This is a genomic window from Chryseobacterium sp. C39-AII1, assembly GCF_039672645.1.
In the GTDB taxonomy this organism is placed as follows: domain Bacteria; phylum Bacteroidota; class Bacteroidia; order Flavobacteriales; family Weeksellaceae; genus Chryseobacterium.
Map to the genome: position 1 here is coordinate 175,857 of NZ_JBDFPQ010000009.1, position 17,221 is coordinate 193,077.

Below are 17,221 nucleotides of genomic sequence, written 5' to 3' on the forward strand. Positions count from 1 at the left end.
TTTTTATACTAAAACTAAATTTTGAAAATTATGGCAAGCTATGTTACAAAGGAGGGATTAGAGAAAATGAAAGCTGAGCTGGAACAGTTAGAAACTGTAGAGAGACCAAAGATCACCCAGCAAATCGCAGAAGCTAGAGACAAAGGAGATTTGTCTGAAAATGCAGAGTATGATGCGGCTAAAGAGGCTCAGGGTATGCTTGAAATGAGAATTTCTAAGCTTAAAGATGTTATTTCTACTTCTAAAATCATAGATGAAAGTCAATTAGATACTTCAAAAGTTTCAATCCTTACAACGGTGAAGCTTAAAAATAATGCAACAAATCAGGAACAAGTATTTAAATTAGTACCTGATAACGAGAGTGATCTTAAAACAGGAAAAATTTCTGTAAACACACCAATTGCAAAAGGTTTGCTAGGAAAAGCTGTAGGTGAAACTGCAGACATCACGTTGCCAAACGGAAATAAATTGTCTTTCGAAGTATTAGACATTACTCTATAATAAAAGATTAACAATTAATAATTGAATTTTTAGAACGGATATTTTAAACTAATTTCTAATAAAAATGAGCACAATATTCACAAAGATCATCAACGGAGAAATTCCTTCCTATAAAATTGCCGAAGATGAAAACTTTATTGCATTTTTGGATGCGATGCCTTTGGTAAAAGGTCACACATTGGTAGTTCCTAAAAAGGAAGTAGATTTAATTTTTGATCTGGAAAGCGAAGAGTATAAAAACCTTTGGGGTTTTGCTCAGGAAGTGGCCAAGAAAGTAAAAAATGCAATTCCGTGTGTGAGAGTAGGGGTGGCAGTTGTGGGATTAGAAGTTCCTCATGCTCATATTCATTTGATTCCTCTCAATAAAATGGAAGATATGAATTTTAGAAATGAACGATTAAAATTAACGGGCGAAGAGTACACCGAGATTCAGAACTCAATTATTAATTCTTAAAAAAATACAGAAGCTCGTAAAAATTAACTTTTACGAGTTTCTTTAATCATATACCTTATATATATTATATAAAAAATGAATTCAAACCAATGTTCTTTCTGCGGAAGAAAAAGAAATGAAGTACAGATGTTGATTTCTGGTCAGACTGGTTTTATTTGTGAAAATTGTATTGAGCAGGCACATACGATTGTAAAAGACTCAACTTCTAAGAACGGATTTTCACCGGCAGAAAATATAGACGATCTAAAAAAACCGAAAGAGATAAAAGAATTTCTGAACCAATATGTTATTGGGCAGGATCAGGCTAAAAAACAGCTTTCTATCGCGGTTTATAACCATTATAAAAGATTACTTCACGCTCAGGACGAAAACAGAGAAGTAGAGTTGGAGAAATCGAACATCATCATGATTGGTGAAACGGGAACGGGTAAAACGCTTTTAGCTAAAACTATTGCTAAAGAATTGAATGTTCCTTTCTGTATCGTAGATGCAACAATTTTAACAGAAGCAGGATATGTAGGAGAAGATGTTGAAAGTATCTTGTCTAGACTATTAATGGTTGCTGATTATGATGTTGAAAAAGCGGAAAAAGGAATTGTATTTATTGATGAAATTGATAAAATTGCAAGAAAATCTGATAATCCAAGTATCACGAGAGATGTTTCCGGGGAAGGGGTTCAGCAAGGTTTATTGAAATTATTGGAAGGAAGTATTGTGAATGTTCCGCCACAAGGAGGAAGAAAGCATCCTGACCAAAAATATATTCAGGTAAATACCCAAAACATATTATTTATTGCCGGTGGAGCTTTCGACGGGATCAAAGAGATCATCGAAAGAAGAATGAACAAGCAAGCAATAGGCTTCAGCGCAGAAAAGATTAACAAAGTAGAGGAGGACGATTATGTATTAACAAATATTAATGCAATTGATCTTCGTTCTTTCGGATTAATTCCCGAACTTTTAGGAAGATTTCCAATCATCACTTACCTCGATAAACTCACAAAAGAGACGATGATCCGAATTATGAAAGAGCCAAAAAATTCAATTGTGAATCAATTTGTGGAACTTTTCAAAATGGATGGTACGAAATTAGAGTTTACAGATGGTGCAATTGCTAAAATTGTGGATGAAACTATTGAGAAAGGTTTAGGCGCCAGAGGATTACGAGGAACCACGGAAAAGGTGCTTGAAGACTATATGTTTGCAATAGGTGAAGAGAAGGAAATAGTATTAACCGAAGATAATATTTTTGTTAATAAATAAAATATTTTTTTTTCTTCCAAAAAAAAAAACTACCTTTGCGGGTGAAGATTGTATTAACACACAAATAATTATATACAATGAGAAAAAGTTTATTTGCTATTGGTTTATTAGCAGCAGTTAGTTCTGTTCAGGCGCAGAATGTTCTATTACACGTAGATGACACTGCTATTACGTATGTAAGTAAAGGAACGCTTGTTTATAACGGCGGGGGCTTACAAATGAGAGGGAACGGGGTAATCGAAAATCATGGAAACATCATGGTGAGCGGTGCTAGTACCGATTCTTTTAAAACGATCACTACTGGCGGCGCAGACAAGCCAGAAGGTTCTGTAACGGCTAATTTTGTTAACAAACTTAATGAGCCTACAGCTTATGCTACTCCAAACACGAATTCTTCGTCAGCTACTCCAGCATATACTTACGGACAGCTTTACATCTCGGGAATTCCACAAGCTAACATTACAGGTATTGTAGATCAGGAATACAGATCTATACAGCATGGTACTTATCAACAAATAGGTCTACCATTTTATGATAAAACGGTATCTACCTTAAGTGCTGATTTAGGGAAAAATTTCTCCAATGTAAGAGGATCTCAAAATGAAGTTCTTCAATATGGAAATGGTGCTGTTGTAAGCTATACTGTCCCTACGAATTACAAATTAGGAATCGGAGGAAACAGTGTTGCGGGACAAGCAGGTCCAGCTTACCTATATTATATGGTAGGAGCTTCAGGATTAGATGTAAGTACTACTACTAGAACATTAAAAGGGCGTCCTTTAAGTGATATTGGACAGTCAGTAACGCTAAGTAATGCGGGTAATGGTATTAACTTCGGAACTGGAGGTAATAATCAAAACATGTATGGAGAGAAGTATAACACCTATTCTCAGGATAGGTTTGAGATTGCTTCCGGAGGTGCCTCTTGGCAAGGTAACTATAGCAGAAATATCTATCAGTTTGCCAACCCTTTCTTGACGAATTTAGATTTAAGAAATATTGCATATAACGAGCCTGCAGCTAACGGTGATGGAGTTAATCTATCAAATATTTACGGAGTAAGATTAGAGCCAGGTCAAGTTACTACAAATAGTTCAGGTACGGGTGCTACGACAGCAGGAAAATATATTACTTTTAATGCAGGGGTGCCTACTGGGGATGTTGATTATATGATGATCAGACCTATGGGAACTTTCCAAATTAAGCTTAATAACAATAACAATACAGATGTATTGAACTTTGCTAATCTAAGAAGATTTAATTATTACAGTAGAGGAGCAAGTACAGATTATAGTGTAACAGCCAATAAGAATACTTCTAAAGTTGGTACTGTAAAGCAGCTTGGAGTTATCGGTTTAGATGCTAATGGAAATGAAGTGGGAAGAACATATTATGTTGTTTATCCTAATGGAGTGAGTGGGTATTCTAGTAACTCTAAAACACAAGTTACTGCAAGAGGGGGGAATCCTAATACTGCTGATCCTATCGGTACTTATGAAGAGGCTCTTACAGGAGGTGCTGATCCTAATCATAGTAATGATTATTGGTTATACATTAATGAAGCTAACGAAACAAATTTCAAAGGTAAAAATATTGTATTAGAAATAAATCCTGATAGAGTAAAGTCTTATAAATTTGAAATTCGTGAAGATGCTACTTTAATTAATGATGGTCAACATCAATTATCAGCAGGTACTGGTTTCTATTATCAAGCTCCAAACGGAAGCGTAACGGAAGCTAAACAAGGTGATATTATTCCAGTTACATCAAGTATTGATAAATATAACTTATATTACGGAATGCCTGATAGAAATGTATTGGCTGTTGAGCCGGTAGCTTCTACTAAGCCTTCTAAAACAATCGTGGTTTATAACCCGGATATTACTAACTATATTGTTAGATTCGACCCTAGCTGGAAAAAAGCAGATATTGAGGTTTATGATATGAGCGGTAAACTAGTTCTTTCTAAGAAATCAGTTGATGCATCTACGGACTTTGTAATTGAATTGAATAAAGCAATTAAAGCTTCGTATGTTGTAAAAGTTGTTTCTGAAAAAGGTGAAACTGTTAACACTAAAATCTTAAAATAAAATATATGAAAACCATAAATAAACTATTATCAGCGCTTTTTCTATTTGTTATTACTTTAAGTTATGCTTCTGATATGCCGGCTATGCCAGCTCCGGGAGGTGATGGAGGTGATGGTACGGTAGGGCCGGGAAATCCATCTTCACCAATTGATATGTATATCATTGGTTTAGGAGTTGTGGCAATTATGTTGACTGTATTTTTTGCAAAAAAATACAAGACTCAAAAAATATAAAATTTTTATTAAAATATGATAAACTCTCTGATTTAGTCAGAGAGTTTTTTTATTTTTACTATATGAAAAAGATTTCTATACTAGCGGCATTTTTGGCTGCATTTTCTATACAGGCACAGTTTACAGTTACAGTTCAGACTCCAGCTGATTTTACCAACCAAGATGCTATTTTATATAGCTTAAATGGTTCGAGAGATATTATAGCTTCCACAGAAAAAGTAAAGAATGGTGTGCTTACTTTTAAGTATCCTACAAGTTATTCGGGAATGATGAAAATTTATTTTCCGGGATCTAACAATACTTTCAGCTTTATTTCTGAAAATAAAAATGTAAGCATCAAGATTGAAGCTCAAAATAATAAAATCAATAATATAATTTATCAGGACGAAGCCAATGATTTGATGAGTAAGCAGCAGGAAGGTTCTCAGAAAAAAGAACTTATTTTACCCGCTTTAACTCAGATTAAAGAATATTATAAGGATAATACAGATTTTGGGAAAGCATTAAAAACAGAAATAAGCCGATTAACGGGAACGTCAAATGAGATAGATGCTGCAAAGCATCCATTTATTTCTTATTACAATACCAATTACGCGAAATATATTGCAAATGACCCTTCTAAAAAGGTTTCTCAGGATGATATCGTAAACTTTATAGATAAGTCTAATGATATGCTTGAAACTTCTTCCTTGTTAAGGCCAGTTTTAGTAGCTTATTTAAATGCCGGTGGAAACGCAAATGTTGGGGCATCTGTAGACAAATTATTAGATAAATTAAAGGTTGAAACGCCAAGAGGGCAAACGGTGCTTTCTGAGTTAATAGATATATTTGATGTTTATGAGATGAAAGATCTTAAAGATAAATATCTTAATCTTGCTAAAAATCTTAAATGTACCATTACAGATCGACTGGCTTCTACATTAAAATCTAATGCAAACGTACAGATAGGATCTACTTTCCCGAACAATAAATTTCAGTCTCCTGTAAATACAACTGCTAAGTCAATTTATGATGTGAAAGCTGATAAAAAGGTCATCGTTTTTTGGTCATCTACATGTTCTCACTGTGAAAGTGAATTACCTAAATTATTGGAAAAATATAATGATCTGAAGGCAAAAGATATTCAGATTATAGGTTTATCTTTAGATGTAGATAAAGATTCTTACACTAAAAAAATTGCTGCATTCCCATGGATCAATGATTCGGAATTAAGAGGATGGAACAGTAGTTATACGGAAACTTACAATGTTCATGCAACTCCGACGTATTTTATTTTAGATGCTAACAATAAGATAATCAGCAAGCCAGACCATGTTGGCGATGTTTTAGAATATTTTAAGTTAAAATAATTTTGGAGGTTCAAATATATTTTCTATATTTGCACCACCAAAACGGCGAGGTAGCTCAGTTGGTTAGAGCGCAGGATTCATAACCCTGAGGTCACGGGTTCAATTCCCGTCTTCGCTACAATAGCGAGAAAAACCGAAACATTTGTTTCGGTTTTTTGTTTTTATATATTTTTATAATTTTTCTAAATCTCATTCACAATACGTAGAATTCAAGCAAAAATTTAGAGATTTACTTTCTGCATTAATATTGGTTTATTTGTGGCTATAAATAAAAAGCAATTAGCAATTAATTTTGTTTCTCAGTTTTGTTGCAAATAAAACCTCTATGACTCTTTGTGATTAATCTAAAATCTAAAAATCAATATCACTAATCACAACAGTTTTATTAATACCCAAAAATAATTTTCAAAAATTAAGATATAACTATCGCGCAAAAAATAACCCGTAAAAGTTATTTTACGGGCTTTATACTAGTTTAAACTTGATAGCCTAATAATTGTCGTATTTGATAGAAAAACCTCTCAATTAGCCTTAAATCTTGAGTTACAATTTCGGCGCTTCCACGAAGTTCTTTATCAAAAGTTAAATTTTTATTGTAAGATGTTTTTAATCCTTGCGGAAGAACAATGTCTACATAATAATTTCCGTCTTTATCAGGCGAAAGAGATATATTTTGAACTTTACCCTTAACGATTCCGAATTCCTGATAACGATAATTGTCTAGTTTAATTAAAACTTTTTCACCAGGAACTACTTTTCCTGAATTGGTAGCAGGAACAGACATTCTTCCCACTAATTTATCTTTATTTTTCGGAAGAATAGAAACAATAGCATCACCCATTTTTACAAATTGATTTTCACCAAAAAACTGCTGAAAACTAGCCATTCCATCTGTTGAAGAAATGATGAGATAAGTCTGCTCCCATTGTTTCAACGATTTTCTTAACTGCTCAAATAATTGAAGTGTTTGAGAAGAATAGGTAATCTTATCTTTTTCAGTATTAATGGCAGCTCCGCTTTTTGTTTTGTTGAAGTTAGAAATAGCTTCTTCCATCTGAGACAAAGAAATATTAATGTTTTCCACATTTTGCTGAGCCTGCAGATATTTTATTTTTTCGTTTTCAAGTTCTACGGAAGCAATCACACCTTGGTTAAAAAGTTCCTGAGAACGTTGATAATTTTTTCGTGTAAGATCATATTTAGCCTGCTCCAGAATTTTTTGCTGTTTCAAGTTGATAATTCTTCCTCGATATTCGGAAATACTTTGGTTGGCGGCAATATTTTCCGGTGCATAAGGTTGCAGTCTTGTAAAAAGCTGTTCATCCTGAAAAGCTTTAGCAAAATTATTATAATCTCCTTGCAACTCGCCCAGTTTGAAGTGCGAAACCTCACTTACAGGAAAAGAATAAAGGTTGTTGGGAGTCATATTATCCACATATTTTTTTAAGGCTAAAATATCGGTATAATTAGCCGTAGACTGCATTACCATTAAAACCTGATCCTTTTTTACATCCTGATGATCTTTGATAAGAATTTTTTCAATTTTTAAATTGTTTCTTGCTTCAATTTTTTCCGGCGGGTTTTGTGAGGTAACCACAATGGGAGCCGCAATAAATTCGGGATATTTTATAATATAGCTCATAATCAAAATTAAAATAAGAATAATGAAAATGACGCTATTTCCCCATCGGATCATCCAATGTGGCGGCTGGGTAAGAATGTCCTGAACGCTTTCAGAACGAAGTTCTATATTATCGAGTATATCTTTTTTAGTTTCCAAGTTCTAACTGATTTTTTACAAGTCTGTAATATTCACCTTTTAAAGCTACCAATTCTGCATGGTTGCCTTCTTCTACCAATTTTCCTTTGTCTAAAACAATGATTTTATCGGCATGCTTTACAGTAGAAAGTCTGTGCGCAATGACCACTGCCGTTTTGCCTTTAAAAAACTGTTCTAGATTTTCCATAATCACTTTTTCGTTGTTGGCGTCTAATGCAGACGTTGCTTCATCGAAAAATATGTATTCTGGAGATTTATAAACGGCTCTGGCAATGAAAAGTCTTTGCTTTTGACCACCGCTTACGCCTACGCCTTCATTCCCGATTTTGGTATTGTAACTTAGCGGTAAACTTTCAACAAAGTCTTTGATATTGGCAATTTCTACTGCTTTTCTTAGTTTTTGTTTATCGATATGATCTTCTCCAATAGCAATATTATTGGCGATGGTATCATTAAAAACATAACCTTCCTGCATAACCACTCCGCAGTGATCTCTCCAAAATCTTGGTGAAACACTGTTTAGTTTTGTATTGCCAATTTTAATTTCACCTTCGTTGGGCTCATAAAATTTCATTAATAATTTTAGAAGAGTAGTTTTTCCACTTCCGCTGGCTCCAACGATGGCTGTGGTTTTTTGATATGGAATATTTAAGTTTAAATTTTCAAAAACAAAAACATCCGAACCAATATATCTGAATGAAACGTTTGTGATTTCGATGTCTTTTTGAGGAACTTCATGAACGTATTGTTCATCTTTATTTTCTTCATCATCTTTATCATGAATTTCACCTAACCTTTCCAACGAAATTTTAGCATCCTGAGTTTGTTTGATGAAATCTATTAATTGTAACAGAGGGCTGTTCAATTGTCCGATAATATATTGAACGGAAAGCATCATCCCTAATGTAAGATTTCCGCTTAAAACTAGTTTTGCAGATAAAAAACTTACCAAAATATCCTTCATTTGGTTGATAAAATTTCCACCAACAGATTGCCATTGTTCTAGCGAAAGAGATTTTATTCTAAGTTTAAATAATTTCACCTGAAGAAACTCCCAGTCCCAACGTTTTTGTTTTTCGGCGTTATGCATTTTGATTTCCTGCATTCCGTTGATGAGCTCAATCACCTTACTTTGCTCCTGAGAAACCTGTGAGAATCTTTTATAATCTAATTCTTTTCTCTTTTTAAGGAAGAAAGTAATCCAGCCGATGTATAGTGCTGCTCCAATGATATAGATGATAAATAGTTGATAATCATACATCAACAATACGATGCTGAAAATAATAAGATTCACCAAAGAAAATAATGTATTAAGAGAAGAACTCGTTAATAACTGTTCAATTCTATGGTGATCGTTGATTCTCTGCATGATATCTCCCGTCATTCTGGTATCAAAGAAACTGATGGGCAGCTTCATTAATTTGATAAAAAAATCTGAGATGATCGAAATATTGATTCTTGCTGAAAGATGTAATAAAATCCAGCTGCGGATCATTTCTATTCCCATTCTTCCTAAGAAAAGCATGATTTGGGCAAGCAAAACAAGGTAGATGAAATTTAAATCCTGATTCTGAATTCCCACGTCAACGATACTTTGGGTAAGAAAAGGGAATATTAAAGAAAGTAAACTGCCTGCCAAAAGCCCAATCGCTAATTGTATAACAAGTGTTTTATATTTCAACAAATATTTTGAAAGAAATGAAAAACTGGCTTTGCTTTCTTCTTCTTCAAATTCTGTCTGGAAAAATGCAGGAGTTGTTTCAAGAATTAAGGCAATTCCTTCTTCGGTATTTTCGTTGGCATTTTCGCCAATCCAGCTTTTGATGAATTCTTCTTTGGTATAAGTTATAAGCCCATAGCTGGGATCTGAAATATATACTTTATCATTTTTATCTACATCGTAAACGACCACAAAGTGATTTTTGTTCCAATGCACAACACACGGCATCGGAACTTCTTCTTTAAGTGTTGTAAAATCGATTTGCACACCCAGTGAGCGAAATCCAAGATCTTCGGCGGCATCGCTCAAACCAAGCAAGCTGCTTCCTTCTCTTGTGGTTTCAGAAAGGTTACGAATCTGTTGTAAAGAAATGCTTCTTTTATAATATTTACTTACAATCCTCAGGCAGGTTGGTCCGCAATCTTTGGAGTCTGGCTGGATGTAATTAGGGAATTTTTTCTTCATTAACTCTTGTAGAATTAGAGACTATACATATATAGCCTCTAATTTATATGTTATTTGATTTAGTTTAGTTTGAATTACAAAAAATTAATTTCTACAATTCATCATCGTACAATAATTCATCAATGAAGAACCAGATATCTTCGCGATCGTATTTATCTGGGAATTGATGACCATTAATAATAATGATAGGGGTAAAATTCAATCCGTTATTTGTATTGTCTTTGGACATTTCAATAATCGGATTAAGGTCTTCAGCATGATCTCCTCTTCCGGATTTTGCATGAATTTGATCTTCATTTTTAGTTTCAAACCATTCTTCAACAGTTTCAAGAAACTCTTTATGAGATTTGTTTTTGTAAATGTGAACGAAATCTGATATTAATCCGGTGTATTTTTCCGGGCTTCTGTCTGGAAAATAATTGAATCTTAATTGTGCTGAAATTTCGTTTGGATATTTCTTTACAATATCTTCCACAATTTTGTGTCCGTCTTTACAAAAACCGCAGTAAGGATTGGAAACAATCGAAATATGAAGTTTAGCTTCAGGATTTCCCAATGAAAATGTTTGATTATCCTGAAAAGCAATTTTTTCGTTTTCCAGCAATTGCCCTTTGAATAAGTCGTAATTTCTTTTGAATCTTAAATTTTTAGCATTCGATTTTTGTAATTTTTCTTTTTCCTCAAGTGTATTATTTATATATAAAATTGATGTAAAAGTGGCAATCCATAAAACAAGACTTAATAAAACCGTTTTTATTTCAATAAATACATTTTCAAACAATAGAAAGCTGATGACCAGTTGAGCAACTAACACCGAAATAATCAATAGACAGACTCTGCAAAATGTTTTTTCTACAAATCCTTGAATGTAAAGCGAATATCCGATAGCTAAAACGGAAACAAAGGTAAATCCTTTAATGATGTATGATGTTGACGGAAGGAATAGTCCTAAAATGGTAATTCCTATGAAATAAATTAATGAAAAGTCAGAAAATTTTAGCCCTAAAATGCTGGTTTTATCCTGTGTGATGATTTTATTACAAGAATTTACAGCCTGTTTTCCGCCGACTGTATCTCCACAAATGCTTCCGATAACCGTTGATGTATTTCCGAATTTTTGATTAAAAATTTCCAAAGAAATATAAACTCCCGCAAGAGAAAGTAGGTTAAAAATACTTTGATACCAGGTATGTGTTAATAAAGTATATGCAGCGATGAGAGCTAAAGCAAGGTAGAGAAGAGGTTTTATATTCAGCCCAGATTTGCTTTCTGCATTTTCTGTTTTCTCAAATAAAAGTACAAAATCTGTTGAGCTTTTATGAAGTTCTGTTTTGTTTAAAGTTTTGGCCTTTTCTGAATATATTGAATAATTATTTCCTGTTTTTTTTACTAACGAAAAAGAATTATCAACAATGGCAATAAATTCTTCTGGCAGTTCATCCCAATATTGTTTTTCCAGTTCGTAGGCGTCATTTCGTACACCCATAAAATTTAAAGTATCACTAAATGCCAAAGCAGACGGATAATTGGGGTGAGAATTAAACTGGAACAAAAACTCCTGTTTATCTAGTTTTAAGTAGTGTATTAGTTTATCGAAGATCATGTTAATATTTTCAACTAAAATACGCAGATGTTTTAAAAAAACAAATATTTTTCTTTTACAAGTGACTTATTTTAATAAATTATTTAAAATCGTTAATAATTTGTTGCAAATTGCCGTGAATTAAATATAAAAGGAGGAAAAAATTCCTCCTTTTTGTTGAACCATCTCTAACTATTAAATAATTTAGAAATGCATTCCCACGTTTTGTGATTCATTTGAGTTTCATTATTTTTTACCGGTGTAAAAAATAAAAAATTATTAGTTGTGTCTTTACCCATTGCAAACATACACAACACTCTTGTGTGAAAAAAGAAAAGCTACTCTAGATTTATAAATTTAGAAATGATTTAGAGGTAATTTATTTGTTTTCAGTGGTTTAATATGTGATATTTTTTTATTTATTTTATGTTTTTAGTGTGTTTTAAGGTGTGTGAGTAAGGGGAATATTTGTATTTATTTTGGATTTGATGGAAATTAAGTGCTTATTTATTGTTGGATAAATAAAGTGTTATTTAAATTATAAGTTGAGTGAAAAAAGTGATTTCTTTCTTGAGAAGTCAAATTCAATAATATTATGATCAATTTCAATCCTTTTTTTGTCAATTTTTAAGGTTGAATATAAATACAGAACTTTCAAGCCCAAATATGTTGATTTTCTGGAACCGGAAGATTTTGTAGATTTCAAAAATTTAATAAAAAAGAATTTAAAAGAAAACGAATTCTCAATACAAAATATCCTTTCTAAAGCAGAAGGCAAAATGCTGGAAAGCATTGTCCAAAGTCTATTTCATATGCATGTCAACAGAATATTTGTTTCTGATCAGAGATTGTTTGAAATGATTATCTACATCGTTACTATAAAACCCTTTTCTTTCAAAATACTCAAAATTGAGTTGGTTAAAGGTTTAATTGTTGTAGTAGGATTTTTAATTTAAATTGATTTAATAACATTTAGTTTAAATTTTTATTAAGATCAAAATATTTTCAATTTCACGATCTATCTCAATTTGAGTATATAAGAAAAACACAAAATCAAACATTTGTTTGATTTTGTGAATTATTGTAGTTAAATTTACATATCGAATGATTTTTTATCATTAATTATAATGTTTTTAAGAATGTCATTCAACTGTGAGATTTTCAGTGATTGTTGTACTTCTACTTAAAAATTCTTAAAGTTTTCATAAAGTTTTAAAAAAGAAGTAAAATGTTTTTGTAATTACAAAATATGTTGTACTTTTACAACGCCTTGAATGAGGGAACAAGTCAAGGTAATAAATTTTTTTTCATCATTTGTGTTTTTAGAATCGTATCGCCTGATACGATTCTTTTGTTTTTTAGGCTATTTTTCGTAGTGAAGTAATAAATCAATGAAATAAGAATAAGTCACAGAACCTTCCTGTTGATTACTCTTTAAAAACAGATTGTTAGTAAATCCGAAAAAGTCATCTAATAAGCCTTGGTGTTTGTAAATAAATGCTCTTTCGTACAATCTGTCTTTTTTCATTTCCTGAGAATAATTCTTCAAAGCTGTTTTTACAAAATTTTCATCTTCATACGCAATTGAATTCAACAAACTTTTCAGAGTATAATATTCTGTGCTATATCTCAGATCGAGATTTTGAGAATGTACTCCTATTAAATAACCTACAAAATTGGCTTCTTGCTCTCTTGCAAAGCCCAATTGATGCGAACTTTCGTGTGCTGAAGTAAAAGGAAGAAAAGTAGAAGGTAATTCAGAATTATATTGTGCTTCTGCGGTGAACGGATTGTAATATCCCAAAATTCCAGTAAAGCTCATGATATTTTTAAACAGACTAGGTTTAAAAGAGTTGATCTGTGGAGCTTTTTTACTGCAAATAAAACTTGGGAGTTGTGATTGTTGATGGAGAATTTCTTTTTGTATCGATTTTAAATCTGTCACAATGAAAATCCCGTTTTTATCTTGATTGACAAGTTTTCGAGTGGCTTTACATTTTTCAAGATACTTTAAAGCTAATTCTTTTCTTCTTTCCAGCGAAGTGTCTGAAATGTTTCCTTTTTTAAGTTTAGCAATAATTGGCGTCTGGAAATACAGCATTCCCCAAAAAATCTGATAAATAAAGTAGAATGAATTAATGCCAATCAATAACTTTAAAAGACTTTTATTTCGGGTTTTCTTTTTGAAAGAGGTGATGATGAAATAGAGAATAAAAATTCCCAGTAAAACATATAAAACATCGCCCATCGAAAACGGAATCCATGAAAATAAGATCTGATGAAAACTCTTCTGAATTTCGAAAAAATACTCAAAGAAAGAAATCATGAATTTCAGTTTGGAGAAGATAAAGAACAAAAGAAATTGGGCAAGTAATAAACCTGCCCAAAATCTCTTCTTATATATTATTTTTGTATTCTTAATGACCACTTCCTTTGGTGATTTTATCAAGATCAATTCCCTGAGATTTTAAAATTCCGGTAACTCGGATCGCATAGAATGCAAGATAAGCAAAACAGATAACACCTACGATATAACTTACGTGAATCGTTGCCAAATCTGCCACATATCCCTGAATCAAACTTACAATCCCACCTCCCATGATCATCATGACAAGCAGACCTGAACCTTGATTTGTGTGTTTTCCTAAACCATTGATTGCTAAAGCAAAAACACATGGCCAAAGGGTAGAGCAAAATAATCCGACACTTGTGAAAGCGTATACGGAAACCATTCCTTTTGTAAACATACCGATTAATAAAGCGGCAATTCCGGCTACAGAGAAAATAAGTAACATTCTCGCAGGGTTTCCTTTACTTAAAATATCACAGATAATCATGGCGATGATAATTAAACCATATACATAGAAAGGTTTCAAATCATGATGCGCAATTGCATTTACTAATAAGAATACTGCAAAAGCTAGATAAGGAGCTAAAAATCTTAAAATCTTTTTAAATCCTGCGCTTAAATCAAACGCATCAACAGCGCCCGTCCAACGGCCAATCATCATCGAAGCCCAATATAATGATATGTACGGAGCAACATCTTTAGTTTCAAAGCCAAGATCTTTTTCCATATAAGCAGGAAGATTACTTGCTGTGGAAACTTCAACACCTACATAAACAAAGATCGCGATCATCCCCATAATCAACTGTGGATAATGGAAAGCCGATTTTCTGTGTTCTCCAGGAGTAGAATCTTCTGTATTTTCAATATTTGTTGGCGTTACCGATGGTAGAGAAGAAAACTTCAACATAATGGCCACCAAAACAAAAGCGGCACCTAAAATAAGGTACGGTACTTTCACACTTTCAATACTTATATCTGTGCTGGCTGCGGTAGCCGATCCGAAGATGGCGAAAGAAACAATAAGTGGTCCTATCGTTGTTCCTAAGTTGTTGATACCTCCAGCCATTGTTAAACGCTGAGATCCTGTTTCTGCAGGCCCTATTTCAATAGCCAATGGGTTGGCAACAATCTGCTGTAAGGAAAATCCAAGTCCTACAATGAAAAGACCGGCGATCATGAGTGGGAACGATCCCATATTGGCTGCCGGATAAAACAATAAAGTACCAGCTGCTGAAATAAGAAGACCTATGATAAGCCCGTTTTTGTAGCCGATTTTATTAATTAAATCTTGTTTCAACCCTTTTGAAACCGCCATATAAATTAAAGAACCTACCGTATATGCCACATAAAAGCATATTTGCACGAGCATACTTTCGGTTTGGGTTAAATTAAATGCCTTTTTGAAAACCGGGATCAGGATGTCATTACTTGCCGCAATAAAGCCCCAGAAAAAAAATACAGTAACTAATGGAATAAATTGCCCCCAATTAGTTTGCTTTGAATAATTTGACATGTTTGTTAAAAATTTCTTAACAACAAATATATATTATTTCTTTTAATTAATGTGATCTACCAAAGTTTTTTTTATTTCGTCAAAAGCCCTTGTTTTCAGTTCTTTCGGGGAATCTGAAGCGGGTAAAATTCCGTTAAAATATACTTTTACTTTACCCGGATAACCTTTTGAGTTATCAAACGGAAAAATTTCCTTTAATCCGATAAAAGTGTGAATTGCGATTGGAGAATTATGTTTCGAAGAAAGTGTAAATGCACCATCTTTAAATTCATCTAAAATTACAGAAGTATCATCCGGAACACCACCTTCAGGAAAAATAACGATGTTGTTCCCTTCCTCCATTTTTTCGGCACATCTTCGGTACACATCTGCGCGGCTTCTTGCGCTGCTTCGGTCTACCATTACGCATATCCTTTTATATATGGTTCCAAAAATCGGGATCTTTACCAACTCTTTCTTTCCAACAAAGCAAATCGGGTGGTGCGGATACAGAATGCAGGTCAGCATAATATCCATGATCGAGGTATGGTTAGAAATGATAACGTATTGTGTGTTCTTATCTATCATTTGATCTGAAAGGTTGATGAGCTCATACCGTAAACCCATTCCGTAGAACATTCCGTAGCTCCAGAAGCGGATGAATTGATAAGCATATTTATAATGCTTTTTATTAAACGATAAGATATAAACCGGAATCCCAAAAATGATTGTTAAAACAAATGCCAACAATATCAACCAAAATCTCCAAAGATAATTTAAGATCTTTCCCACACGTTATCCATTAAAAATTACTTTCTTTTTCACCGAATAATTCAGAACCGAAACTAATAAAATTGCAGCAATTTTACTAATCATTTCCGGACTTAACGTATAAAACCCAAGATCTATATTATCTTTAAATATCCAACTGTAAAATATCTGGAAGAAACCAAGACTAAATAAGGTCGAAATAAATGATACTAAAATAAAATAAGCAAATTCTTTTCTCTTCGAATGTTTTCCTCTTTCAAAAACAAACCAGATGCTCAGGAAATAATTGGTGATGATTCCACAACTTGTAGAAAAGATATTACTGAGAGGATAATGTATTCCATGATAATCCGGCTCATGCGGAAATATCTGAGGAAGAAGCGTGCTGAAGGTTTTAAAACTTCCGATTTCAACCACTGCACTCAGTCCTCCTGCAATGATGAAGAATAAAATCTGTTTATGACGTAGTACTAATTCTTTCATCTAATATATATGATGTGCAAATTTATAACTATATGTTAAACCCTTAAAAAAAGATGTTAAATATTTTTGTGAATTAAAATTAATTTCTAAATTTAATCTAACTAATACGGAACGAAATTACCTGATAATAAATTCATTTTCAGCTTATTGTGCTGTTGGTTTTCTATCTTGTAAGCTGGGCGCATCGTCTTGCAATTAAAAATTTATTACCACTTTTTACCCACTTAACTACCATTATTTGTATGAAAAATCAAAACAAATACAGAAAATTCCAGCTTCAGCAAAAAAATATTGAAGCACTAGAAAAAGAAAGTACACGCTTTAAACGCGTATATTCTGAGTATGAAAATATGTCCAATGAACTTTGGAATCTTGAAAACTCTACTGGGGAACCTGTACCGGATGATTTTATCAATGCAATGATACTTCAGACCTCTTATTTAGAAGATGAGATCGAAGATTGGTTGATACAGTTTAATGATAAAAAAACTGAAACAAAGCATTAATAATGCATAATGCATTTTAAAATATGTGGAAGCATTCAGTCGAGTGCTTCTTTTTGTTTCTGAATATTTATTCTAAAATTCTAAAACTCTAAAACTCTAAAACTTGCTAAGGAGCTATTTCCCGCTTTTCGCACTCGCTATTTTTTTGTTTTCGGCTCGGGCTGGCAAAGCCAGCCCGAGCC

Annotated in this window: 15 protein-coding genes and 1 tRNA gene; 9 read left to right on the forward strand and 7 right to left on the reverse strand. The window is 32.9% G+C overall.

Features of this window, described 5'->3' with window-relative positions; translation table 11 throughout:
• Positions 1-30: 30 nt before the first annotated feature.
• From greA to ABEG63_RS14715, 7 genes are all read left to right on the forward strand, one after another.
• On the forward strand, positions 31-501 hold the full coding sequence (greA, locus tag ABEG63_RS14685; RefSeq protein WP_267405938.1) for a transcription elongation factor GreA: 471 nt from the start codon (positions 31-33) through the stop codon (positions 499-501).
• A gap of 64 nt (positions 502-565) precedes the next feature.
• A complete protein-coding gene (locus ABEG63_RS14690) occupies positions 566-955 on the forward strand; it encodes an HIT family protein (RefSeq protein ID WP_346585793.1) in 390 nt (129 codons plus the stop codon).
• Between the two features lie 75 nt (positions 956-1,030).
• Entirely contained in the window at positions 1,031-2,218 is a 1,188-nt protein-coding gene (clpX, locus tag ABEG63_RS14695; RefSeq protein WP_346585795.1) for an ATP-dependent Clp protease ATP-binding subunit ClpX, read from the forward strand.
• A gap of 77 nt (positions 2,219-2,295) precedes the next feature.
• Positions 2,296-4,308 (forward strand): T9SS type A sorting domain-containing protein, encoded by a 2,013-nt coding sequence (locus ABEG63_RS14700; protein ID WP_346585797.1) that lies wholly within the window; start codon positions 2,296-2,298, stop codon positions 4,306-4,308.
• Between the two features lie 5 nt (positions 4,309-4,313).
• Positions 4,314-4,541, forward strand: coding sequence for a signal peptidase (locus tag ABEG63_RS14705; protein ID WP_267405942.1), 228 nt, complete (start codon positions 4,314-4,316; stop codon positions 4,539-4,541).
• A gap of 62 nt (positions 4,542-4,603) precedes the next feature.
• Positions 4,604-5,890 carry a TlpA disulfide reductase family protein gene (locus tag ABEG63_RS14710; RefSeq protein ID WP_346585799.1) on the forward strand — a complete coding sequence of 429 codons (1,287 nt, stop codon included), beginning with the start codon at positions 4,604-4,606 and terminating at the stop codon, positions 5,888-5,890.
• Between the two features lie 44 nt (positions 5,891-5,934).
• Positions 5,935-6,008, forward strand: a tRNA-Met gene (locus tag ABEG63_RS14715).
• A 357-nt stretch (positions 6,009-6,365) separates the two neighbouring features.
• Here ABEG63_RS14715 and ABEG63_RS14720 read toward each other — a convergent pair.
• The 3 genes from ABEG63_RS14720 to ABEG63_RS14730 form a co-directional block, all read right to left on the reverse strand.
• Positions 6,366-7,670, reverse strand: a complete 1,305-nt coding sequence (locus tag ABEG63_RS14720; RefSeq protein ID WP_267405944.1) for an HlyD family efflux transporter periplasmic adaptor subunit — start codon at positions 7,668-7,670, stop codon at positions 6,366-6,368.
• A complete protein-coding gene (locus tag ABEG63_RS14725; RefSeq protein ID WP_346585801.1) occupies positions 7,660-9,855 on the reverse strand; it encodes a peptidase domain-containing ABC transporter in 2,196 nt (731 codons plus the stop codon). Before ABEG63_RS14725 ends, ABEG63_RS14720 begins: the two co-directional genes overlap by 11 nt.
• 91 nt (positions 9,856-9,946) lie before the next feature.
• Positions 9,947-11,458: a thioredoxin domain-containing protein gene (locus ABEG63_RS14730; protein ID WP_346585803.1), complete on the reverse strand. Its 1,512-nt coding sequence runs from the start codon at positions 11,456-11,458 to the stop codon at positions 9,947-9,949.
• Between the two features lie 596 nt (positions 11,459-12,054).
• Here ABEG63_RS14730 and ABEG63_RS14735 point away from each other — a divergent pair.
• Positions 12,055-12,393, forward strand: a complete 339-nt coding sequence (locus tag ABEG63_RS14735; RefSeq protein WP_346585805.1) for a lantibiotic dehydratase C-terminal domain-containing protein — start codon at positions 12,055-12,057, stop codon at positions 12,391-12,393.
• Between the two features lie 407 nt (positions 12,394-12,800).
• Here the strand turns inward: ABEG63_RS14735 and ABEG63_RS14740 are convergent, their stop codons facing one another.
• The 4 genes from ABEG63_RS14740 to ABEG63_RS14755 form a co-directional block, all read right to left on the reverse strand.
• A complete protein-coding gene (locus tag ABEG63_RS14740; RefSeq protein ID WP_346585806.1) occupies positions 12,801-13,763 on the reverse strand; it encodes a DUF3810 domain-containing protein in 963 nt (320 codons plus the stop codon).
• Positions 13,764-13,854: 91 nt separating this feature from the next.
• Positions 13,855-15,300: a sugar MFS transporter gene (locus tag ABEG63_RS14745; RefSeq protein ID WP_267405949.1), complete on the reverse strand. Its 1,446-nt coding sequence runs from the start codon at positions 15,298-15,300 to the stop codon at positions 13,855-13,857.
• A 42-nt stretch (positions 15,301-15,342) separates the two neighbouring features.
• On the reverse strand, positions 15,343-16,071 hold the full coding sequence (locus ABEG63_RS14750) for a lysophospholipid acyltransferase family protein (RefSeq protein ID WP_346585808.1): 729 nt from the start codon (positions 16,069-16,071) through the stop codon (positions 15,343-15,345).
• A gap of 3 nt (positions 16,072-16,074) precedes the next feature.
• Positions 16,075-16,533, reverse strand: coding sequence for a GtrA family protein (locus ABEG63_RS14755; RefSeq protein ID WP_267405951.1), 459 nt, complete (start codon positions 16,531-16,533; stop codon positions 16,075-16,077).
• 242 nt (positions 16,534-16,775) lie between these two features.
• On the opposite strand from ABEG63_RS14755, the gene ABEG63_RS14760 reads away from it, so the two are divergent.
• On the forward strand, positions 16,776-17,039 hold the full coding sequence (locus tag ABEG63_RS14760) for a hypothetical protein (RefSeq protein ID WP_346585810.1): 264 nt from the start codon (positions 16,776-16,778) through the stop codon (positions 17,037-17,039).
• The last annotated feature ends 182 nt before the right edge of the window (positions 17,040-17,221 follow it).